The sequence below is a fragment of the Prevotella sp. BV3P1 genome, assembly GCF_000479005.1.
Lineage (GTDB): Bacteria > Bacteroidota > Bacteroidia > Bacteroidales > Bacteroidaceae > Prevotella.
The window spans coordinates 144,936-164,965 of sequence record NZ_AWXC01000041.1 but is presented as its reverse complement, the minus strand read 5'-3'; the positions used below and the strand labels follow the sequence as shown (position 1 = coordinate 164,965).

18 protein-coding genes, 1 tRNA gene and 3 pseudogenes are annotated in these 20,030 nt (G+C 44.0%); 10 read left to right on the top strand and 12 right to left on the bottom strand.

Annotated elements, in window-relative coordinates:
- Positions 1 to 10 precede the first annotated feature (10 nt).
- Positions 11 to 148 carry a hypothetical protein gene (locus HMPREF1254_RS12180; protein WP_196806300.1) on the top strand — a complete coding sequence of 46 codons (138 nt, stop codon included), beginning with the start codon at positions 11 to 13 and terminating at the stop codon, positions 146 to 148.
- Positions 149 to 208: 60 nt separating this feature from the next.
- Here the strand turns inward: HMPREF1254_RS12180 and HMPREF1254_RS12335 are convergent.
- Positions 209 to 372 (bottom strand): annotated as a pseudogene (locus tag HMPREF1254_RS12335) (IS1380 family transposase); the annotation flags it as partial.
- Between the two features lie 173 nt (positions 373 to 545).
- Between HMPREF1254_RS12335 and HMPREF1254_RS07710 the strand changes: the two are divergent.
- The 3 genes from HMPREF1254_RS07710 to HMPREF1254_RS12175 all read left to right on the top strand — a co-directional run bounded on the left by HMPREF1254_RS07710 (position 546) and on the right by HMPREF1254_RS12175 (position 3,188).
- Positions 546 to 1,610 carry a hypothetical protein gene (locus HMPREF1254_RS07710; RefSeq protein ID WP_023057992.1) on the top strand — a complete coding sequence of 355 codons (1,065 nt, stop codon included), beginning with the start codon at positions 546 to 548 and terminating at the stop codon, positions 1,608 to 1,610.
- A 361-nt stretch (positions 1,611 to 1,971) separates the two neighbouring features.
- Positions 1,972 to 2,922 (top strand): hypothetical protein, encoded by a 951-nt coding sequence (locus HMPREF1254_RS07705; protein WP_023058049.1) that lies wholly within the window; start codon positions 1,972 to 1,974, stop codon positions 2,920 to 2,922.
- Positions 2,923 to 2,927: 5 nt separating this feature from the next.
- On the top strand, positions 2,928 to 3,188 hold the full coding sequence (locus HMPREF1254_RS12175; RefSeq protein WP_196806299.1) for a hypothetical protein: 261 nt from the start codon (positions 2,928 to 2,930) through the stop codon (positions 3,186 to 3,188).
- Here HMPREF1254_RS12175 and HMPREF1254_RS07700 read toward each other — a convergent pair.
- Positions 3,106 to 3,279, bottom strand: a pseudogene (locus HMPREF1254_RS07700) (IS1380 family transposase); the annotation flags it as partial. The gene HMPREF1254_RS12175 and the pseudogene HMPREF1254_RS07700 sit on opposite strands and share 83 nt — an antisense overlap.
- 268 nt (positions 3,280 to 3,547) lie before the next feature.
- On the opposite strand from HMPREF1254_RS07700, the gene HMPREF1254_RS07695 reads away from it, so the two are divergent.
- Entirely contained in the window at positions 3,548 to 3,916 is a 369-nt protein-coding gene (locus tag HMPREF1254_RS07695; RefSeq protein ID WP_155945442.1) for a hypothetical protein, read from the top strand.
- Between the two features lie 334 nt (positions 3,917 to 4,250).
- Here HMPREF1254_RS07695 and HMPREF1254_RS11775 read toward each other — a convergent pair.
- Positions 4,251 to 4,424, bottom strand: a pseudogene (locus HMPREF1254_RS11775) (IS1380 family transposase); the annotation flags it as partial.
- Between the two features lie 17 nt (positions 4,425 to 4,441).
- Here HMPREF1254_RS11775 and HMPREF1254_RS12170 point away from each other — a divergent pair.
- Both HMPREF1254_RS12170 and HMPREF1254_RS07685 read left to right on the top strand, forming a co-directional pair.
- Positions 4,442 to 4,855: a hypothetical protein gene (locus HMPREF1254_RS12170; protein WP_196806297.1), complete on the top strand. Its 414-nt coding sequence runs from the start codon at positions 4,442 to 4,444 to the stop codon at positions 4,853 to 4,855.
- A 269-nt stretch (positions 4,856 to 5,124) separates the two neighbouring features.
- On the top strand, positions 5,125 to 5,772 hold the full coding sequence (locus HMPREF1254_RS07685; RefSeq protein WP_023058094.1) for a hypothetical protein: 648 nt from the start codon (positions 5,125 to 5,127) through the stop codon (positions 5,770 to 5,772).
- Positions 5,773 to 6,095: 323 nt separating this feature from the next.
- Here HMPREF1254_RS07685 and hemG read toward each other — a convergent pair whose 3' ends face one another.
- Positions 6,096 to 7,502, bottom strand: a complete 1,407-nt coding sequence (gene hemG / locus HMPREF1254_RS07680) for a protoporphyrinogen oxidase (RefSeq protein ID WP_051331304.1) — start codon at positions 7,500 to 7,502, stop codon at positions 6,096 to 6,098.
- A 254-nt stretch (positions 7,503 to 7,756) separates the two neighbouring features.
- A complete protein-coding gene (gene hemN, locus HMPREF1254_RS07675; protein ID WP_023058009.1) occupies positions 7,757 to 9,127 on the bottom strand; it encodes an oxygen-independent coproporphyrinogen III oxidase in 1,371 nt (456 codons plus the stop codon).
- 636 nt (positions 9,128 to 9,763) lie between these two features.
- On the opposite strand from hemN, the gene HMPREF1254_RS07670 reads away from it, so the two are divergent.
- Positions 9,764 to 11,104 carry a UDP-N-acetylmuramoyl-tripeptide--D-alanyl-D-alanine ligase gene (locus HMPREF1254_RS07670; protein WP_036878299.1) on the top strand — a complete coding sequence of 447 codons (1,341 nt, stop codon included), beginning with the start codon at positions 9,764 to 9,766 and terminating at the stop codon, positions 11,102 to 11,104.
- 570 nt (positions 11,105 to 11,674) lie between these two features.
- Positions 11,675 to 11,747: transfer RNA gene (locus HMPREF1254_RS07660), tRNA-Pro, on the top strand.
- A 73-nt stretch (positions 11,748 to 11,820) separates the two neighbouring features.
- Here the strand turns inward: HMPREF1254_RS07660 and HMPREF1254_RS07655 are convergent.
- The 3 genes from HMPREF1254_RS07655 to HMPREF1254_RS07645 all read right to left on the bottom strand — a co-directional run bounded on the left by HMPREF1254_RS07655 (position 11,821) and on the right by HMPREF1254_RS07645 (position 15,871).
- Positions 11,821 to 13,488 carry a formate--tetrahydrofolate ligase gene (locus HMPREF1254_RS07655; protein WP_023057990.1) on the bottom strand — a complete coding sequence of 556 codons (1,668 nt, stop codon included), beginning with the start codon at positions 13,486 to 13,488 and terminating at the stop codon, positions 11,821 to 11,823.
- Positions 13,489 to 13,694: 206 nt separating this feature from the next.
- Positions 13,695 to 14,870 carry a CobW family GTP-binding protein gene (locus HMPREF1254_RS07650; protein WP_023058060.1) on the bottom strand — a complete coding sequence of 392 codons (1,176 nt, stop codon included), beginning with the start codon at positions 14,868 to 14,870 and terminating at the stop codon, positions 13,695 to 13,697.
- An 80-nt stretch (positions 14,871 to 14,950) separates the two neighbouring features.
- Positions 14,951 to 15,871, bottom strand: a complete 921-nt coding sequence (locus HMPREF1254_RS07645; protein WP_023058091.1) for a helix-hairpin-helix domain-containing protein — start codon at positions 15,869 to 15,871, stop codon at positions 14,951 to 14,953.
- A 152-nt stretch (positions 15,872 to 16,023) separates the two neighbouring features.
- Here HMPREF1254_RS07645 and HMPREF1254_RS11770 point away from each other — a divergent pair, with 152 nt between their 5' ends.
- Positions 16,024 to 16,428 (top strand): VanZ family protein, encoded by a 405-nt coding sequence (locus HMPREF1254_RS11770; protein WP_081699055.1) that lies wholly within the window; start codon positions 16,024 to 16,026, stop codon positions 16,426 to 16,428.
- Here HMPREF1254_RS11770 and HMPREF1254_RS07640 read toward each other — a convergent pair.
- From HMPREF1254_RS07640 to HMPREF1254_RS07630, 4 genes are read right to left on the bottom strand one after another with little or no spacing between them, the layout of a single operon-like run.
- Positions 16,376 to 16,876 (bottom strand): CYTH domain-containing protein, encoded by a 501-nt coding sequence (locus HMPREF1254_RS07640; RefSeq protein ID WP_023058022.1) that lies wholly within the window; start codon positions 16,874 to 16,876, stop codon positions 16,376 to 16,378. The genes HMPREF1254_RS11770 and HMPREF1254_RS07640 overlap by 53 nt on opposite strands.
- Before the next feature lie 3 nt (positions 16,877 to 16,879).
- Entirely contained in the window at positions 16,880 to 17,017 is a 138-nt protein-coding gene (locus tag HMPREF1254_RS12165; protein ID WP_023058109.1) for a hypothetical protein, read from the bottom strand.
- A 23-nt stretch (positions 17,018 to 17,040) separates the two neighbouring features.
- On the bottom strand, positions 17,041 to 18,165 hold the full coding sequence (gene prfB, locus HMPREF1254_RS07635; protein WP_023058031.1) for a peptide chain release factor 2: 1,125 nt from the start codon (positions 18,163 to 18,165) through the stop codon (positions 17,041 to 17,043).
- Positions 18,165 to 19,973, bottom strand: coding sequence for an AMP-dependent synthetase/ligase (locus tag HMPREF1254_RS07630; RefSeq protein ID WP_023058042.1), 1,809 nt, complete (start codon positions 19,971 to 19,973; stop codon positions 18,165 to 18,167). The genes prfB and HMPREF1254_RS07630 overlap by 1 nt, the downstream gene beginning before the upstream one ends.
- Positions 19,974 to 20,030: the final 57 nt, after the last annotated feature.

Below are 20,030 nucleotides of genomic sequence, written 5' to 3'. Positions count from 1 at the left end.
CTACCTTTGGATGTTAAAACATTCAAGAATCGAGATGAAATACTACTCACAATATCGCAGTCACGACGACCTGTTTGAACTTCAGGAGCCACTTTCGGGATTGAGCAAATCCAACCGTTGGGTCAAGCTGGCCGACCACCTTCCCTAGGACAGGATAGAGAGGGAATACAACAAATGTCTGAAGATCGGACTGATTAAGAAGAAACGCAAGGGAACGGATGATTTCGCTGTACTGATAACCGAACGATCTACACCTTAGACCGAGGGTTGAGTTGATTACAGATGATAATGTGGAGTCAAATTGCTCCATGATTGAAAATAATCCCCCAAAAGGAGTGAGTCTCTCTCAGATTTAATTTGTATCTTCGCCATGTCTATCGTCGGATTCTCTTGTTTTTTTTGCAACACTAAGATAAGTGAAAATTCTGACATGGCAAAATCCTGAGCAACTTTTTGTTGCTCAGATACTTAAAAAGTTTAATTTATAATAGTGTTGAGGAATTAAGGTATTATAGTTTTGGATGACAATAAGTTCTTTTATTAGTATGAAAGTAAAAATTTGCATTATTTTACCCTTATTATTCATTGTAAATCTGAATGTCTTAGGTCAGGCTGTATTGCTGGATAAAACAACAAATCAGCCAATATCCTATGCGCAGATTTTAAATAACAAAGGGGCTGTCGTTGGAACGACAGATATTGACGGTAATTTACCTAAAAACTTGAGTGATGAGATTGTTACTATACAGCATATTGCCTATAATCCAGAGAATGTGAAATCCTCACAATTTAAGAAAGGCAAAAATGTTTTTCTTTCTCCTATTGACTATCAATTGAAAGAGGTGACAGTTACAGCAAAGAATACAGATTACATTTATCTTAAGACTTACTTTCGAAGCTATCAACTGAATGATTCTTGCATGAAATATTTCAGAGACGGCTTCTTGGATTTTTTTATCAATGTAAAACATAAAGATACGGAGAGATTTGTTCAAAAGATCCGTACTTTCCAAAACAACGAATTGATTGAAAAGGATAAAAAAAGAACAAATACTCTTGTTGATAAATATATTTATACTCCATATTTGGATGGTCTCACATTGATAGAATCATTAAAAAAAGAAGGATGGAGATATAATGCAGATAGTATAGATTGCCGATTATTCTTAAACGAAATGGTTGGAGGTGTAATAAGGTTAGATACAGTTCAAGGGGTATTGCGAGTTGAATATGATGTTCTTAGTACTAAAGAAAAGAAGCCTAAAACACTATTTGGCTATACTACACGGCTTGAGAACTTTTATCAGACAGAAAATTATATATATAAGTCTGAATATCAATCTTATATGGATTTGATAAACCGAAAGAACTATAGAAAGTTGTTTTTTAGTCACAAGAAGGAGCCCAAAGAACAGATGATTGAAGTTTTCGATGAACTATATGTTTTGGAACACAAGTATATCTCAAAAGACGAAATGAGGCAGTACAAAAAAGTTAGGAAATCAAAATCAAACGAGCCTTTTTCTGAATGGGATGATAGTACAATAGTCACTCCATTAGCACCACAATTAGTGCAAATAATGGAAAGTCATATGACACAGGTTGAATAATGGTTTCTTCTCTCTTACTCTACAAATAAAAAGTAGGCCTTGCCATGGATACATTTTACCATGGCATGAGCTACTTTAACGTAACCTCAAATCCGCAACTAAGCCCTTGAACGTCCTTATTGCGTTATTCTATGAAAATGTTCTATTTGGGTCGACATTGATTGAGCATGTAGAACCTTAGATTTAATTTATGACACCTATGGTAACGACCATAGCAGTTTAGACTTGCTGAACAACATAGGTTTACTACTGTTATAATTGATATAAATCAATTAATATAGCGTTGTATTATGTGTCGTTGAAAATGCTTGTATAGCAATTGATAAAATGCCACCTTTGCACTAACAAAACATACCAAACTATGCAGAGATACCCTTATATAAAGAAGGGTGCACAATATGCATTTTGCTACATATTTACACCAATGATGTTGTTTGCTTGTGGCAATGATGAACCATTACCAAATAAGCAAATAATCCACAATGAGAATGACAGTACAATCTCTCAAAATGATACTATAAAACATAGTCAGTATAATTTTGACCTTTACGATATTCCTATTGTTGAAGAAAACTACGTACAATGTTTTCTTGGAAATGTTGTTGATTTAGAGAACACTTCAGCACGACATATTACTTCTTTGCCAAACCCTCAATATAATAAGGTTTCGACCATGCTGTCATATGGAGCAGAATTTTATGAGTATAATTATACTCCAAATCTGTTAGAAACACAGAGGATTATAAAGTCATTAAAAGAGAATGATATTGAGCAAAATGAACAATTCACCTTTTCTCAAAATCGCTTTAATACACTGAAAGAGATTCGTTTGGCATATGGAGGGAAAGAATGTATCTCATTAGACTCCTTATGGCTACAAAACAACAGTATACAGCTTCGATATCAATCCTTTATTGTATATAGCTTGAATCAAGTAATGGCACATTTTTCCCTTGCTGATGAAACAGAGAACATACTGTCAGTATATCCTGTTGAGAAAAATCATTATGGCTGTATTAATTCGATAACTCTGGGGAAAATATGTTATGTCATAGCAGCGATAGAAAACCATAACGATGATGAACGAATAAATACAGCTGTTTCAATAGAAAACAATGGTATTGTACGCAATGCACTAATTATCACATTTGACAATCAGTGTAGACCTATTGTTCAACAACGTTCAAACTTAACAAAGCAAGATATACTTAATATTTTTAACCAACAACCCATTCGGCCTCTATATTTTAATATATATAGTATGAAGAATGGCGCAATTTGTACGTTAAGGAATACGATAAACATAAAATAATATTTATGAAACGCTTTTTAGTTGTTATTCTGCAGGCTTCAACCATGATGCTTGCATTAACTCTTGTTTTTTCATGCTCTAATCAAAAGGTCAGTCTTCAAACCATTTCAACAGAAGAAAACAATCCATATAAGTGGGATGAGTCATTTCATGTGAATTCTTCCACAAGAGCAGTTGTAGGCATTATCCAAAATCAGTCTGGAAAACATCTGCGTAAGCATTATTACAGGTATAGATATTCTGCACATACCGCCTTGATGTCCTGATCCACTTGGCTGGTACAGAGATAAACCTGAAGACAAACGCTTTTATGCGACTTGTTGCATTGAGTCCGAACTTCTTTACGTCAAGTCTTTGTGGAGTCAAATTGCTCCATGATTGAAAATAATCCCCCAAAAGGAGTGAGTCTCTCTCAGATTTAATTTGTATCTTCGCCATGTCTATCGTCGGATTCTCTTGTTTTTTTTTGCAACATTAAGATAAGTGAAAATTCTGACATGGCAAAATCCTGAGCAACTTTATGTTGCTCAGGTACTTAAAAAGTTTAATTTATAATAGTGTTGCAGAATTAAGGTTGAATACAATCCAGTTAGTAATACAACGACTATAGGCAAAGGGGATGAAGATGATGCAAAGAAAAATCATTAAGCGAGCATCAATATTCTTTATTACATCTGTTATTTTAAGCGTTTTTATTTTAATAATGGTTGTAATTAGAATAGAAGACTTTAATACTCCTAAAGGTGCAATAAGAAAAGGAGATTTGAAAGAATATTATTGGCTCAAGAAGGTATCTGTATCTCAAAATACAATGAGAATTTGTATTTATAATGATTATAATGGAAAGTTAGCGTTAGATGCTGACTTTCCATTAGCAAGTTTTAGTGACACAACACTAAATAGTGTCCGTATTTTTGAACCTTGTTATTTAGTCTTGTATAATGGGGAAAAAATAAAACCTGCAAAAATTTATGCTGGATACCTAAAAGAATAATAACATATAAGGTCTCCATAGAGCTGTAGAATGTTACCCATATAAAGGTAACAGACAACACCTATATTAGGGTGTCCTCAATACTCTTATATGGGAATCAAAAAACGTAAGGAATAACATTACAAGACCTCTACAAAAGTCTCATAGCAGAGGACTTTGAAAGACATAACTTGCTGATAGCCAAGTATGGTATTCTTGAGCAAACGTAGTTTTGCAGAGGTCTCGAATTTGCAGATAATTTGAACTTGAAGCACCCACTTCTGCCTACAATATCCCCTTATCCCACAATGTGACTTGAGGCAATACACAATATCATTCCCATAAGTTGTAGGCATTATCCAAAATCAGTTTGGAAAACATCTGCGTAAGCATTATTACAGGTATAGATATTCAGCACATACCGCTTTGATGCCCTGATCCACTTGGCTGGTACAGAGATAAACCTGAAGACAAACGCTTTTATGCGACTTGTTGCATTGAGTCCGAACTTCTTTACGTCAAGTCTTTGTGGAGTCAAATTGCTCCATGATTGAAAATAATCCCCCAAAAGGAGTGAGTTTCTCAGATTTAATTTGTATCTTCACCATGTCTATCGTCGGATTCTCTTGTTTTTTTTGCAACACTAAGATAAGTGAAAATTCTGACATGGCAAAATCCCGAGCAACTTTTTTGTTGCTCAGGTACTTAAAAAGTTTATTTTATAATAGTATTGCGGAATTAAGGATTAAGACAATGGAATTTAAATCAAATTATCCACATGTTTTTAATGAACAAACTTTAAAAAGTGCAGGTAGTGCTGGAAGTAGTTCAGGACGTCTTGGCTCTAGTGCTGGGTCAAGTGCAAACAGTTCTAGCACACGTTCTTATTTTAGTGGAAATGGTTCTGGTTCTTTTGGAAGTGGAAGTAATAGCAGCAGTAGTCAAGATTTTAATAGATGATTGCTATGAGAAAGTTGTTAATATATTACTTAGTAATATCATTCTTGCTAGTTATAGTCTATGCCTTATTTGTTATTAACGCATATGTTAGCATAAAATATGAAGTAGAAACACTATATAACGATGTGATAGTAAGTATGATTTACCAGATATTCGATACAGGTATTATTGTAAACTTTATAGGGCTTGTTATAAACATGCTAATAGTTATAGGCTTGTATATGAAGATTCGCTGTATCAAAAATAAAAAAGAACAAAAATTATGAATTATGATATTTGATAAAATAATAAAAGATTTACTTAATCTTAACTTTTTTTCTGAATATAAATTTAGAAAAAGAGACTCTTCCTTCTTGTTGAAGACAAAAGGTGGTAAGCAATTTATTGAGATGGATCACTGGATTGACGAAGCAACATCATCTCTCGTAATATACCCTATCTATGGTGTAAGATTCGATATTCTATCAAAATGGTTTGAGAAATTTAGTATGAAAAATTTGCAAGACCAAAGAGACGGACCCAGTATCGATTTTTCTGGGGATATGCTATCTATGCAAGACAAGTTTTATTTCAACTTGAATGGGGAAAAATATGCAACCGATTTTAATGAATTACAAGCAAAAGTTCAAAAGTGTTCAGAATATGTCTTTTCAGAATATTCGTCACTTGATAAACTCTATAATAAAACAATATTGCCAATTTTAAACGGAGAGGTTTCTCTACCTGATGTTGGAGCTGACTGGATCTTTATTGATTTGGCTTTGTGTAAAATCGTAAATCCTTCAAATTTTCATAAGCTAAAACAGATAATTCTTTCCCATGTGAGAAAAATGTATATGCATAAAGAACCGAACATATTGGATTATTATGATAATTTGGAAGATATTTTACAATATTTAGAATATACTCAATTATAAGTAGTGTTTTTTAGGATGCATATTATATGTCTATTTGTAGCATCAATTACAGATGATAATATGTAGAGTCAAATTGCTCCATGATTGAAAATAATCCCCCAAAAGGAGTGAGTCTCTCAGATTTAATTTGTATCTTCACCATGTCTATCGTCGGATTCTCTTGTTTTTTTGCATCACTAAGATAAGTGAAAATTCTGATATGGGCAAAATCCTGAGCAACTTTTTGTTGCTCAGGTACTTAAAAAGTTTATTTTATAATAGTGTTGCGGAATTAAGGATTAAGATATGTCCTCAGTGTAACCCGTCTCATATTCACTTTAGGATTATATGTTTTTGGCCACGGCCACAGCCTGCCGAATGCGGTCTGCCATGCCGATGCCTCCCTTGAGGTTTCCTGCCAGGACAAGGCCAGGGTAGCGTTGCTCCACTTGGTCAATTGCCGCGAAACGTGCCCCACTGGTCACCTCGTATTGAGGAATGGCCCGATGGTGGCGGAATATACGTAGCTCGTCGGGTTGAATACGCTTTGGCAATTGTAGCATCCGGTGCAAAGCATCATCAACAATGTCTGTCAACTCATCATCTGTCTTGCTTATAAACTCCTGGTGTCTCACTCCTCCTAAGAAGAATGAGAACACTGCCCCGTGCTCTGGCGCGCGCTCCTCAAAGCAAGCCGATGGGAAAAGGATGCCCAACACCTGCTGCCGTTCACACGAAGGGACCAGACCGCCAAACGCTTGATACTGCCTTCCGCCTGTGTTCCTTATGCCCACGCCTACCTGCACGATAGGTGCGTAGAACAGGTTGTTGACATCCTTCATGAGCCTTTCATCCACAAATGGCAGGAGGGCGGGCAAGGCATAAGCACCACATGTGGTCACCACCTTGCGGCAAGCAATGCGATGTTCCATGCCGTCTGCCGTAGTATATCTCACCTCATACCCATTAGCATCAGGAAAAACTTGCACGCCATTGGCTCCGGTCGTGATATGCTCCGGCCCAATAGCCACACCCAAGGCCTGCACCAGGCACTCCAGACCGCCTTTAGCCGAGAACACCTGCTTGGTAGCCAGTCGGTCGCGGTCACTCTTAGGCTCTCTGGCCTTGGCCATGGCACCACGGATGAATCCCCCGTACGTTTGCTCCAGATTGTACAGCTTAGGCAAGGCATAACGGGTAACGAGCGTCATGGGGTTGCCCGCATAGACTCCCGACACGAAAGGATCCACGGCATAATCAAGATACGACCTCCCTAATCGTCGCGCAGCCAGCTCGCCAACCGATTCATCAGGATTGGTTCCTTTGGCACGGAACGGCTCACCCAGGATGCGAAACTTGTCGTGCCAGGTGAACAAGGGCGTGCGCAGCCCGCCAATCAGTCCGGACGGCAGCTCTCGAAAGCGGTCGCCCTTCCATATCAAACGGTGCTTGGAAGATGCGCGCGCCGTCTCCAACTGACAGTCACCGTCCAGCGCGTTGAACAGTTCGACTATCTCCGGATAGGAGATTGCCCCCGTGTTGGGGCCGCTCTCCATCACGAAATCGCCTATCCGGTGCGTGTGGATTTGTCCGCCAATGCGGTTGGCCTTCTCCACCACACGCACGCTACGTCCTTTTTTTATCAGGTGGAAGGCTGTGGTGAGGCCGGTGATTCCGGCACCGACCACGCAAACGTCAACGGGTTCTGGTGTTTCCGTGGACAAGGCAGACGGTTGGTCGGCCACAGCCATGGTACCTTGTTGCCTTTGAATATCCTCTAATGGCATCATTCTTTCTATGTTTTAGCTTATGGCTGGTTCTATAAATTAGCTTTGTTAGATTTTGAGCTTATTTTTGAGGTCAAAATGCAAGAGAGTGAAGGAGTGTAGCGAGCTACACGACTGAACAATCTTACATTTTGAACTAAAAAAGAAGCCAAAAGATAACAAAACGTATTTCATAAACATTTAATGACTATATGCGGTGGTAATTTATAGAACCAGCCTTATACTGGCTTTGAAAATTTCTTGTCGGTGTGTTGCATCAGCGGGTCGAGAGTAGCCACTACATTCCGTACGAATGGCGAGCCTATGCTGGTCATGGCCACGGCATCATTGCTGAGCAGTATTAATCCGTCGGCCTCCATTTCGCGCAACTTAGCCTCGTCGTAGTTGGTGGCAGCCTTCACCTCGGCCGGCGTGATGCCGATTCGCCCAGCTATCTCAGACCAGGAAAGATGGTAGTTGCACATCATCTGCTCAATGACCTCGCGCACGATTTGCTCCTGCCGCGTGAGTTGGTAGCCGCGCCGGGTGTACAACTTGCCCTGTCGTATAGTGTCGATATAGGCTTGGATGTCACGTCCGTTTTGCGCATAGGCCGTTTCCAGCTGACTGATGGCCGTTACGCCGAAGGCATAGACCTGCCCTGTGGTGCGGCGCGTGCAATATCCTTGGAAGTTGCGGTGCAGCTGCCTGGTGTCCAGTGCGATGCTCAGTTCGTCGGTAGGCAGCACAAAATGATCCATGCCAATGCTGCGATAACCGGCGGCATGAAAGACATCCGCAGCTTTCCGGTACATCTCCTGCTTGTCGGCATCCTTGGGCAAGCCCAGCTTCTCGAGTACCAATTGCCTTTTATGCACCCATGGCACATGTCCATAGCTGAACGTCACCACGCGGTCGGGATGCAGGGCGGCCGCTTGCTGGGCGGCCTGTGCGAACGACTCGGGTGTTTGAAGCGGCAGCCCGAACAGCAGGTCCATGTTGATGGTCGCCCCCTGGGCGCGCAACATGTCCATGATTTCGCTTATAGGCATCAAGGGCGGCCTGCGGTTGACGGCCTTCAGCACGCGCTGGTCGAAGTCCTGTACGCCTAAGCTGTAGCGCGTAAAGCCACATCTGCCTAATTCCTCCCAGTTGCTGGCCGTGAGATAGCCGGGATGGCATTCGATGGCTATCTCGGGATTCTCTATGGCCGGCATCAGTGACAACAGGTGCTCGTTCAGCTCCTGCAGGTAATGGATGGGCAGTGCCGTGGGACTTCCGCCGCCATAGTGTATCTGCGAGATTTTCCGTGTAGCCGTGTCAATCCGTGCAGCCACCAAGTCGATCTCCCGATGCAGGGCGTCCACATAGTGGCCTATCACCACATCATCCGCCATGGGGTAAGAGTTGCAGCCGCAGTAATGGCACAGATGCCTGCAAAACGGAATGTGCAGATAGAACGACACCAGCGGCTGGCGCGCCTGATGGTTGGACGCGTCGACGGCAGCAAGATATTCGCGTTCTGTAAATTCGTGGAAATAGTTGGCCGGTGGATAGCTGGTGTATCGCGGCACCGGAATATTGTATTTGTTTAGTAATTGCTGCTTCATCGTGAGAAAAGATTATCACTTACGCCTCGTCTCATTTCCAGAAGCACCCATGTCCGCAAAGGCCTTCCAGCCTACGGAAACTTTGGCAATTGCCCCCACCTCTGCCAGCATGGCTACATGGCTTGGGCAAAGGCGAAAAAAAATGACATGCGCAGTATAAGTAGTATTCATCTGTCTGCATGCAAAGTTACTATTTTTCTGTGAATATCATGTATCCTATCTTATGAGGATATTTGTATCTTACATGCGGACAGCAAGAGGTTGGTCACGTCACTTTCATTTAGGAAAGGTTGTTTGTTTTGAAAAAACTATCTTTTTCTCTTTGTTTCAACAACAATGCTGACATTGAATGAACTGGCAACAAAGATGTTGCATGAAAGAGTGCAACATATTGCATTGTACACAGCCTCATTACTCACGTCATGCGTGCGTTTGCCAACGAGCGAACGTTTGTATGGTGAGGTCGAACTCTGTGAGTGATTATAAGGTGAGATCATCAATCATCCAGCCGTATTGTATAATATTATTAATCGACTGCAAAGTCTAAGACGAAAAAAATATTTTGTCAACAATGTGATTTCAATTACCTTTGCAATTGAAACAGAACGATCATTGATCGCTCATAATAAAGAAGGTATGGATATTTCTGAACTATACAAACTGTTTTTAACGCATCCAGTGGTAACCACCGACAGTCGCGACTGCCCCAAAGACAGTATGTTTTTTGCCTTGAAAGGAACTTCGTTTAATGGCAACGAGTTTGCACATAGTGCCTTGGAAAAGGGATGCGCATACGCTGTGATTGACCAAAAGGAATACCAGATACAAGAAGATGAACGCTATATCCTGGTAGAGGATTGTCTGCAAACGTTAAAACAGTTGGCCAACTACCACCGCCGCACACTGGGCACGCCCATCATCGGCATCACCGGCACCAACGGGAAAACCACCACCAAGGAGTTGCTGGCGGCCGTACTGGCTGAACGTTTCAACGTGTGGTACACGCAAGGCAACTTCAACAACGAGATTGGTGTGCCCAAGACACTCTTGCGCTTGAAGCCCGAACATGAGATAGCGGTCGTGGAAATGGGTGCAAGTCATCCCGGTGACATCCAATCACTGGTAACAGTGGCAGAACCCGATTATGCGCTCATCACCAACGTGGGGCGCGCTCACCTGCAGGGCTTCGGCTCGTTCGAGGGCGTGATGCGCACCAAGGCCGAACTGTACGACTACATGCAGCAGCACAAACCGCAAGGCCTCGTGTTCATCAACCAAGACAACGAGTACCTTAAAGAGATGTTCCGCACCCACTGCCCCAACGTCAAAGCCATGGGATTCGCACAGACCGACCGCCCGGGCATCTGCATCCGAGGCGAGGTAGTGAGCTGCGCGCCCTACCTGAAGTTTAGATGGCGCAAGACAGCGGCTGTCCCCTCGTCCTGCGAGGACACACGATGGCACGAGGTGCAGACACAGCTCATCGGCGCCTACAACCTCGACAACATGCTCGCCGCCATCACCATTGGGTCGCACTTCGGCGTTTCCGACGAACAAATCAACCATGCCTTGGCAGGGTATGTGCCGAGCAACAACCGCAGCCAGCTGCAGATCACGGCCCACAACAAGCTCATCGTAGACGCTTACAACGCCAACCCAACGAGCATGGAGGCCGCGCTGACCAACTTCCAACGCATGGACGTGCCGAAAAAGATGGCCATCTTGGGCGACATGCGCGAGCTGGGCGACGTGAGTTTGGCTGAGCATCAGAAGATTGTGGACCTCATCGCCACGCTCAACTTGGACAAGGTGTGGCTCGTGGGCGAGGAATTTGGGCGCACAAACACATCGCTTCGCAAGTTCAAGGACATAGAGGCTGTGAAGGAAGTCCTGCGGCAAGAGCCACCACAAGGCTATTACATCCTCATCAAAGGCAGCAACGGCATCAAGCTATTCCAGCTTCCAGAGCTGCTGTAAGAACATTCGTTTGCAAAGGATGGACACGAATGTGCAAGGATTCACCGTTCCGACACACTCCGTGTCCTACCGTTGCAACCGCACTTCCTCGCTTTTCTTTTCTCTCAACTAATTTTGACAAAAAAAGTGATGATAATCATGTTCCATTTCACCTTGCCGCACACGGGGGCGCAATGTCATTGACTTTGTGCATCAAACCCATTGAGATTGGTGCCCAAACCCATTGAGTTTACAGGTCAAAATCAATGCTATTGGAATGGGACATTTGTCCATGAAAAATCTTTTGCAGCAACGTCTTTTTTGCTTCTTTCGCATTTTTCGTTGTTAAAAAATGAGATACCCGGACGCATCTATGTTGGCAAGCAAGATGTTACCTGTGTTTCATTCGTATTTTTGCCATAGACGAAACCTACGGACGACTGTTTTTTAACGACGTGGATTGTTTCTAATTGGAAGGGCCATATTGACGAAAACAAATAAACACGGTTTTTTGTTGCGGTTTGCAAAAAATGATGTACCTTTGCAAACGCTTTTCGGTTTGCCACTTACAGCAAATAACAGAAAGCACATCGGGATGTAGCGCAGTTGGTAGCGCACTACGTTCGGGACGTAGGGGTCGGGCGTTCGAGTCGCCTCATCCCGACAAAAAAGACGACAAGTGAGCATTTTCACCTGCCGTCTTTTTTTGTTTCCCTACGTTTATATCAGTCCTTCCATTACGACAATCCCTGTATCACGCCATTTTCAACATACACCCTTTCGGCCTGCGGACTCTTGGGCAAACCAGGCATACGCATGATGCTGCCAGCGATGGCCACAATCATTTCGGCACCGGCATTGATTACAAAGTCGCGAATGGTGATTTTGAAATGGGTGGGCACACCGTATGCTTTGGCATCTTCAGAGAATGAATACTGCGTCTTGGCGATGCAGACGGGGAAATGAGTATAACCCAAAGCAGCGATATGCGCCAGTTTTTTCTTCGCAGCTGGCTTGATAACAACGTCATCAGCACCATAAATGCGTTGAGCCACCTTGCGCACTTTCTCCTCAACAGACTCATCATCGCAATATAACATCTTCAATGGGGCAGACGGATGCTCATCGATGGTATCGACAACCAGTTGTGCCAAGGCTTCAGCCCCTTTTCCACCATCGGTATAAGCCGTATTGACGGCACAGCCTACGCCCAGCTCCTGACAATGCTCTTGTACCAGTGCCAATTCTTCATCAGTATCATCGGGGAAGCGATTGATGCACACCACGACGGTTTGGCCAAAGGCCTGCATGTTGGCAATGTGCTTATCCATGTTGGCCATTCCTTGACGAATGCCGTCGAGATGCGGTTGTTTGATCTCCGTCACGTCAATGCCGCCATGCAACTTGAGTGCCTGTGCCGTAACCACAAGCACGGTGAGTTTAGGTGAAAGACCGGCCTTGCGACACTTGATGTCCAAGAATTTCTCGGCACCCAGGTCAGCACCGAATCCAGCCTCCGTGATGACATAATCGCCAAACGTCATTCCCATCTTGGTGGCCATGACGCTGTTGCAGCCATGTGCGATATTGGCAAACGGACCTCCGTGGATGAATGCTGGCGTGTGCTCGGTGGTCTGTACCAGATTAGGATGGATGGCATCGTGCAAAAGAGCCGTGATGGCCCCAGCCACGCCCAGATCCTTCACGGTGAAAGGCTTGTCGTCAAAGGTGAAACCCAAGAGGATGTTCTCTACCCGACGCTGTAAATCTTCCTCATCTTTGGCCAAACAGAGGATGGCCATGATTTCAGAGGCAGGCGTGATGTCAAAGCCCGACTCATTGACGACGCCGTCGGTACGATGTCCCAAGCCTGTGACAACATTGCGCAGGTTACGGTCGTTGACATCCAACACTCGCCGCCAAAGCACCTCTTTGAGTGCGAAGCCCTGGTCCTGGTTTTGATAACAGTAGTTGTCGAGCAACGCCGATATCATGTTGTTGGCCGAGGTGATGGCATGGAAGTCGCCGGTGAAATGGAGATTGATTTTCTCCATAGGCAGCACTTGCGCATAGCCTCCGCCAGCCGCTCCACCCTTCATGCCGAAGCAAGGACCAAGGGATGGCTCGCGAAGAGCAACCACCGCCTTTTTTCCAAGACGGTTCATACCCAGGGCAAGTCCCACGCTGACCGTTGTCTTGCCATTGCCTGTCTTGGTGGGCGTGATGGAAGTGACCAAGATGAGATTAGCTTTTTTTACTTTTTCCTCATCGATGAGGGTGTATGGAACTTTGGCCATGTACTTGCCATAAGGCTCAAGAGCCTCTTGAGGAATGTTGATTTTCGCGCCTATCTCAGCGATAGGCAGTAGCTTTGTTTCGTGTGCGATTTGTGAATCTGACTTCATTTTTTCTAATAGTAGTAAGTGTTAAAGATTGATTTGCCGTTCAAATGTACTGGAAAAAAATGCAATAGACAAAGTTTTCAGCAAGAATCTAATAATATACGGATAGAATGGGCAAAAAAAGAGTTGGCATTTGCGGTGTCAACTCTTGATGGGTATGTTGTTTTATTCGTAAAGAAAGATACTTTCAGTACAAAGTCTTGCCGGTATTAGTCGCGCAGACAAGCATCCAACTCCTTGGTGATGGCTTCCTGATCGAGGTTTTGTCCAATGAACACCAACTTCTGCATGCGGTCGCCATACGTTTCATCCCAGTCGCGACGCAAAGCCGGTGTTTGTGCTTTCATCCGCTCCAATTGGTCGGCTGGCATGGTGGCATACCACTGACCGGCATCGCGTATCTGCACTTGCTTGCCAGCTTGCTCGAAGACATAGCATTTATTTTTTTCGTCATTGAAATAGCAAATGCCTTTGCAGCGAATCACATTCTTGGGCCAACGGCGCGCCACGAAGTCATCAAACAATCCCAAATCCATGGCTGGCCGACGATAGTAGACGAAAGTCTGGATGTTATACTCAAGTGCTTCACCACTCTCCTCGTTCTCAATGCCCTCGGGATGGTCGTGATGGTGATGGTGTTCGTCTTCGTCATGCTCACCCTCCAATTCTGCTATCCAACTGGCCGACGTAGCCACCTCTTCAAAATTGAATTGCCCCGTGCCAATGATTAAATCGAGGTCTACATCGCCGTAATTACACTCAAGGATGTTTGCCTTGGGTTGCAGTGCACGGATGATTTTCTTGACCTTTGCCAACTCTTCAGGCGTTACCTCAGCAATCTTGTTGATGATGATAGTGTTGCAGAACTCAATTTGCTCGATGACCAAACGCTTCAAATCATCTTCCCCAATATTCTCTTTCAGCAAATCGTTTCCACCGCCAAACTCATCCCGCAGACGCAGGGCATCGACCACCGTCACGATGGAATCGAGCTTGGCGATGCCGTTCTTGGCAAGCTGTGGGTACAATTCGGGGTAAGCACAGATGGTTTGTGCGATGGGAGCAGGCTCACAAATGCCACTCGCCTCGATAACAATGTAGTCGAATTTGCCCATGCTCACGATGTCGTTGAGCTGCTCTACCAGGTCGAGTTTCAGGGTACAGCAGATGCAACCATTTTGCAAGGCCACCAAACTGTCATCCTTCTGTCCAACCACTCCACCCTGTTCAATGAGGCTGGCATCGATGTTCACCTCACCGATGTCGTTAACAATGACGGCAAACTTGATGCCCTTCGTGTTGGATAAAATTCGGTTGACCAGCGTTGTCTTGCCACTTCCCAGGTAACCTGTGAGCAACAAGACGGGTATTTCTTTTATTTTCATCTCTAAACCAGTTTATGATTGTGCCACAAAGATATAAAAAAAGTTGGACAGGTGGCCATCCGTTCACAATATTTTAAGTACTACTCCTCAAACGAAACATAGTGCTTGAGGCGTTCAATGGCCTCGGGTGTGAAATCTTTCAACATACCCAGGTCTTCCAACCGATGGATAGGTCCTTTCAATCGGCGATAGTCAGCGATGGCACGGGCTCGGTAATAGCCCATATAGGGGTGCCGTTTCAATTGGTTGATAGTTAGTTTGTTGATGGACAGGCGATGAATTTGACTGGCATCGCGCGGTGGTAAAGAAAAATAAGTCAATGCTTCTTCGGGGAAATCCTCAATTTCTAACAGCTGTCGAGTATTATAAAAGCCTCCTAAACGCGTTCGGTAGTTCACGATTTGGCGTGCGAAATAGCTGCCAATGCCCGGCACTTTTTTCAACATGGATGTATCGGCGGCGTTGAGAGCGACATGCTCGGTAGATTTGATTTTGATGGGAAAACGAACGGTATCACGCTCCAATTCAGGCGTTTGTGCTGCATTTGCGGAGAGTGTTGACGCAGGTAGATAATCAGAACTGATGTGAATGTATGGCTTCATGGCAAGATATTGCTTACGCGTCAGTCCATACAAGCGAGCAAAATCGGAAGCTTTGCGATACACACCACCTGCCGCTCTGTATTTGTAGATGTTGCGTACCTGCCAGGGTTGCAATCCCAAGCGCAACAGGTCTGTGCTATCAGCTGTGTTTGGGTCAAAGGGAAAGAGTTCGGCTTGTCGTCCTTCCACCCGATAATATGCTACAGGTTCAGAGCTGGAATAGTAGGATCTGCCTGGTTCTTTGACGAAAACGGTGTCACAATTAGGGCCGCCAGTCGCTGTTTTCTCTTCGTCACTGAGCAAGAAAAATAGGGCAGTAGCACAAATTCCAACCGTGAGCAGGAAGATGAGCGCTTTGCGGTCGGACTTGTTGAAATAAAAAAAATCTTTGATGGACATGGCAGATTCGGCAAATGATTTGATTCAAACGTGCTGTTGATATCTTGAAAATATTGTATCTTTGCATAAAATAGGCTACGCCTCAACAAAGTAAGTAAACCTCCTTTGTCTTCGGCTTGCACTATTTTTACATGAAAATAGTTCGGTTTCTTATGCAACAAATCATACAATTTATCAAGCGTTACCCCTTTACTACCGTACTTATCCTTGGCATTTGGGTTGTTTGCTTGATTCCTATTCCAGAAACCCCATTAAGTGGAGTCACGCTCATTGACAAATGGACGCACGTGGCCTTGTACACTATTTTGGGTTGTTGCATTTGGATTGAAACTGTCCGCAGCCGCCAAAAGCTAAGTAACAAACAGCTTTTCATCCTCACATTTGCGACACCAATCATCATGGGAGGTCTGATAGAAATCGTTCAAGCAACCTGCACAGGGGGCAATCGCAGTGGCGAGTGGATGGATTTTCTGGCCGACAGCATCGGTGTTGTGCTATCACTGCTTATCGGTATTCTTCTGGCAACGTGTCTTTCCAAGCGGAAAAAGGATTCGTGAGCATGTATTTGTTGTAGAAGCGCGCATCTCCAGTGACCTCCGGACCAATAAAATCTGGCTTCTCATAAGGCTCATTTTCTGACTTCAATTCCACCTCGGCCATGACAAGTCCCTCGTTATCGCCGTAGAATTCATCCACTTCAAACACATGATTACCACTTTTAACGAGATAACGACGCTTATCGATGGTACCTCCTTGACAAAGTTGTAGTAGATGCGAGGCTTCATCGAGCGTGATTTTTGTCTCAAACTCATAGCGTGTCATTCCGCCATGAGTGGATCTTCCCTTGATGGTCAGGTATGCTTCGTCGTCACGAACACGAATCCTCACCGTCGCATTGAGGCAAGGTATGTATCCCTGTTGGATGTGACTACAGGAAAAGGCGGCACGCTTGAATGCTCCGCCTTTCTTGACAAGAAACTTGCGTTCTATCTCAAATCCGCTCATCCGTTATACGTTCATGGCGACAATAATCCAAATGATGGCACAAACAAGCAATGCAATGGAGAGCCATTTAATGACATTCTGCGCTTGTTTTTCTTGTCTTGCCTCGCGCTTAGCTCGATTCATTTTGCTTTTTTCACTCATAGTTGTATTATTTTAAAGGTTCATTAGTCATTCTCATCCGCAACCGGAAATTCCATCAGGTAAGCCTTAATAAACTCATCCAGCTTACCATCCATCACTGCGTCTACATCGGTTGTCTGATAATTGGTGCGGTGATCTTTCACACGACGGTCGTCAAAAACATAACTTCGGATTTGACTTCCCCACTCTATCTTCTTCTTCCCGGCCTCAATTTTAGCTTGCGCCTCCAACCGTTTCTTCATGGCACGGTCGTAAAGTTGGCTCTTCAAGAGCTGCATAGCTTTGGCTCGGTTCTTCGGTTGGTCACGTGTTTCGGTGTTTTCAATCAGAATTTCTTCTTCCTCACCTGTGTCAGGATCTTCGTATTGATAGCGAAGACGAACACCGGACTCTACCTTATTCACATTTTGTCCACCCGCACCACTCGATCGGAACGTATCCCACGACACCCGAGCAGGGTCAACAAACACCTCAATGGTATCGTCCACCAGGGGTGAAACAAAAACACTGGCGAAGCTGGTCATACGCTTACCCTGGGCATTGAATGGAGAAACGCGCACCAAGCGATGGACCCCATTCTCGCTCTTCAAGTAACCGTAAGCATATTCACCACCTTCTATCTTCATCGTCACGCTCTTGATACCAGCCTCATCACCGTCCTGAATATCACTGATGGTACACTTGTAACCATGAGCCTCGGCCCATCTCATGTACATACGCATGAGCATTTGTGCCCAATCCTGGCTCTCCGTACCGCCTGCTCCCGAGTTAATCTTCATCACACAATCCATTGGATCTTCGGTTTGACGAAGCATGTTCTTCATCTCCAAATCCTCTATGGCGGCGACAGCCTTGGCATAGTCGGCATCCAACTCGTCTTCCGTTATCATGTCATCACGATAGAAATCGAATGCCAACTCCAACTCATCTGCCAACTGGCGCACCTGCTGATAACCAACCAGCCACTTCTCAATGCTCTTGACCTTAATCATCTGTTCTTGGGCACGCTTTGGATCTTCCCAAAAATCAGGTGCTTGTGTGCGTAGTTGTTCTTCTTCGAATTCTACCTTTTTCTGGTCTATGTTCAAATACCGATGAAGTGCTTCAGCACGCTCCATCACATCTTTTAACTGGTCGCTTGTTATCATTATTCTTCGTACATGCTGTCAATGACGTCCTTGTAGATTTTATAAACGGCCGGACGTCTAATTTTCAATGTATTGGTCAATTCTCCGCGTTCCATATTGAAATGGTGAGGAAGAAGTGTGAAACGCTTGATTTGCTCATAGTGGGCCAACGACTGCTGTAGCGTCTTGATGCGTTCCATCATCATATCATTGATTTGCTTGTTTCCACATAATTCTTCTCTATCCACATAGCTGATGCCATGATCACTGGCATATTCTTCCAAGAGCCTGAACTCTGGTACAATCAAAGCCGAAACAAACTTCCTTTGGTCAGCGATTATAACCACTTGATCAACATACTTGTCCACCAAGAGCATCGCCTCTATCATCTGCGGTGCGACATATTTTCCGTTACTTGTTTTGAAAAGATCCTTGATTCGCTCAGTCAAATACAGCTCTCCGTCTTTCATGTAGCCTGCATCGCCCGTATGGAAGAACCCATCCTCATCAAAAGCTGCTGCATTCTCATTGGGCAGTTCATAATATCCTCTTGTGATGGTAGGGCCTTTGAGCAGGATTTCATTATTCTCTCCTATTTTAATCTGAATACCATCAACCGGTCTACCTACCGAGCCAACCGTGTATGGCCTGTCCATACGATCACAAGAAACGGTGGCCAAGCTCTCGGTGAGGCCATACCCAACCATCATGAAGATACCAATGGAATGGACAAACTCCTCAACTTCTGGTGAGACATAAGCACCAGCCGTTGGAAAGAAATGTGGGTTCTGCAACCCTATCTGCTTGCGAACCAATGCCATGACACTCTTATTATATACTTGATACTCTGCTGACAAGGCAAGAGGAGGTCGTTTTCCTTTACTCAAATAGTCGACATTATACTTCTTTCCAATCTGCAATGCTCTGTTGAAAAGTTTCTTTTGCATGGGATTGGCACTGTCAATGCGCTCTTTCACCGCTACATATACTTTCTCCCAAAAGCGAGGAACAGCCGACATAGCAGTAGGTTTCACTTCACGCATGGTCTGTTGTATTTCTTTGGGATAGGTGTTTATAATAATGTGGGCACCTGCCGTTAGACACAAATACATCCAACCACGTTCAAAAATATGTGTAATGGGCAGAAAGCTCACCACACGGTCTTCCTCTCCAATAGGCACACATCTTCCATTTGCTTCCATGGCTGCGTCGTACTGACCGTAGGTCAAGACCACCCCCTTGCTTACCCCCGTGGTTCCACTGGTATACAGGATGTTGCAAATATCTTCGTCATTGGCATCTGCCCATCGCTTATCTACCTCCGTCTGATGTAACAGATTCTCACCTATTCTAATAAAGTCTTCAAAGTAAATAGCATTTGGGTCATACGAACTCACTCGCACACTGTGGTCAAAGATGATGATTCGCTCGAGTGTAGGACATAGAGAAAAAATACGATGTGCCTTATTATACTGATCTTGCTCACCAACAAAGAGGAAGCGTATCTGTGCATTGTTTATTATATATTGTATCTGTTGCTCGCTGCTGGTAGCATAGAAAGGAATGGAAACGGCCCGAACCCCATACGCACCAAAATCTGTATACAGATACTGTATGCAGTTTTGTGCAAACACACCGATTTTTTCTTGTGGTTTGAGTCCAAAGTCAACCAAGGCATTAGACACCTGTTTCACGCGCAAAGAGAACTGCTTCCAAGAAACGGTTTTCCACTTCAAACTGCCAAAGCTACGAAAGGTCAGCGCACCACGCGAACCATATTTCTTTGCTTGTTCATGAATCAGCACAGAGAGGTGATGTCTTGTTTGCATGAGATAGAAAAGTTTTATATTATGTACTCACAAAGGTACGATAAATTGATTCATTTT

What these genes read in the sequence shown, in the direction of transcription:
- prfB (WP_023058031.1), bottom strand. Translation starts at nt 18,165, where the DNA reads ATGATAACAAGCGACCAGTTAAAAGATGTGATGGAGCGTGCTGAAGCA.
- HMPREF1254_RS07640 (WP_023058022.1), bottom strand. Translation starts at nt 16,876, where the DNA reads ATGAGCGGATTTGAGATAGAACGCAAGTTTCTTGTCAAGAAAGGCGGA.
- HMPREF1254_RS07685 (WP_023058094.1), top strand. Translation starts at nt 5,125, where the DNA reads ATGATATTTGATAAAATAATAAAAGATTTACTTAATCTTAACTTTTTT.
- HMPREF1254_RS07650 (WP_023058060.1), bottom strand. Translation starts at nt 14,870, where the DNA reads ATGAAAATAAAAGAAATACCCGTCTTGTTGCTCACAGGTTACCTGGGA.
- HMPREF1254_RS07655 (WP_023057990.1), bottom strand. Translation starts at nt 13,488, where the DNA reads ATGAAGTCAGATTCACAAATCGCACACGAAACAAAGCTACTGCCTATC.
- HMPREF1254_RS12175 (WP_196806299.1), top strand. Translation starts at nt 2,928, where the DNA reads ATGAAACGCTTTTTAGTTGTTATTCTGCAGGCTTCAACCATGATGCTT.
- HMPREF1254_RS12165 (WP_023058109.1), bottom strand. Translation starts at nt 17,017, where the DNA reads ATGAGTGAAAAAAGCAAAATGAATCGAGCTAAGCGCGAGGCAAGACAA.
- HMPREF1254_RS07705 (WP_023058049.1), top strand. Translation starts at nt 1,972, where the DNA reads ATGCAGAGATACCCTTATATAAAGAAGGGTGCACAATATGCATTTTGC.
- HMPREF1254_RS07695 (WP_155945442.1), top strand. Translation starts at nt 3,548, where the DNA reads ATGATGCAAAGAAAAATCATTAAGCGAGCATCAATATTCTTTATTACA.
- hemN (WP_023058009.1), bottom strand. Translation starts at nt 9,127, where the DNA reads ATGAAGCAGCAATTACTAAACAAATACAATATTCCGGTGCCGCGATAC.
- HMPREF1254_RS12180 (WP_196806300.1), top strand. Translation starts at nt 11, where the DNA reads ATGTTAAAACATTCAAGAATCGAGATGAAATACTACTCACAATATCGC.
- HMPREF1254_RS07710 (WP_023057992.1), top strand. Translation starts at nt 546, where the DNA reads ATGAAAGTAAAAATTTGCATTATTTTACCCTTATTATTCATTGTAAAT.
- HMPREF1254_RS07630 (WP_023058042.1), bottom strand. Translation starts at nt 19,973, where the DNA reads ATGCAAACAAGACATCACCTCTCTGTGCTGATTCATGAACAAGCAAAG.
- HMPREF1254_RS07645 (WP_023058091.1), bottom strand. Translation starts at nt 15,871, where the DNA reads ATGTCCATCAAAGATTTTTTTTATTTCAACAAGTCCGACCGCAAAGCG.
- HMPREF1254_RS12170 (WP_196806297.1), top strand. Translation starts at nt 4,442, where the DNA reads ATGATTGAAAATAATCCCCCAAAAGGAGTGAGTTTCTCAGATTTAATT.
- HMPREF1254_RS07670 (WP_036878299.1), top strand. Translation starts at nt 9,764, where the DNA reads ATGGATATTTCTGAACTATACAAACTGTTTTTAACGCATCCAGTGGTA.
- hemG (WP_051331304.1), bottom strand. Translation starts at nt 7,502, where the DNA reads ATGGCTGTGGCCGACCAACCGTCTGCCTTGTCCACGGAAACACCAGAA.
- HMPREF1254_RS11770 (WP_081699055.1), top strand. Translation starts at nt 16,024, where the DNA reads ATGCAACAAATCATACAATTTATCAAGCGTTACCCCTTTACTACCGTA.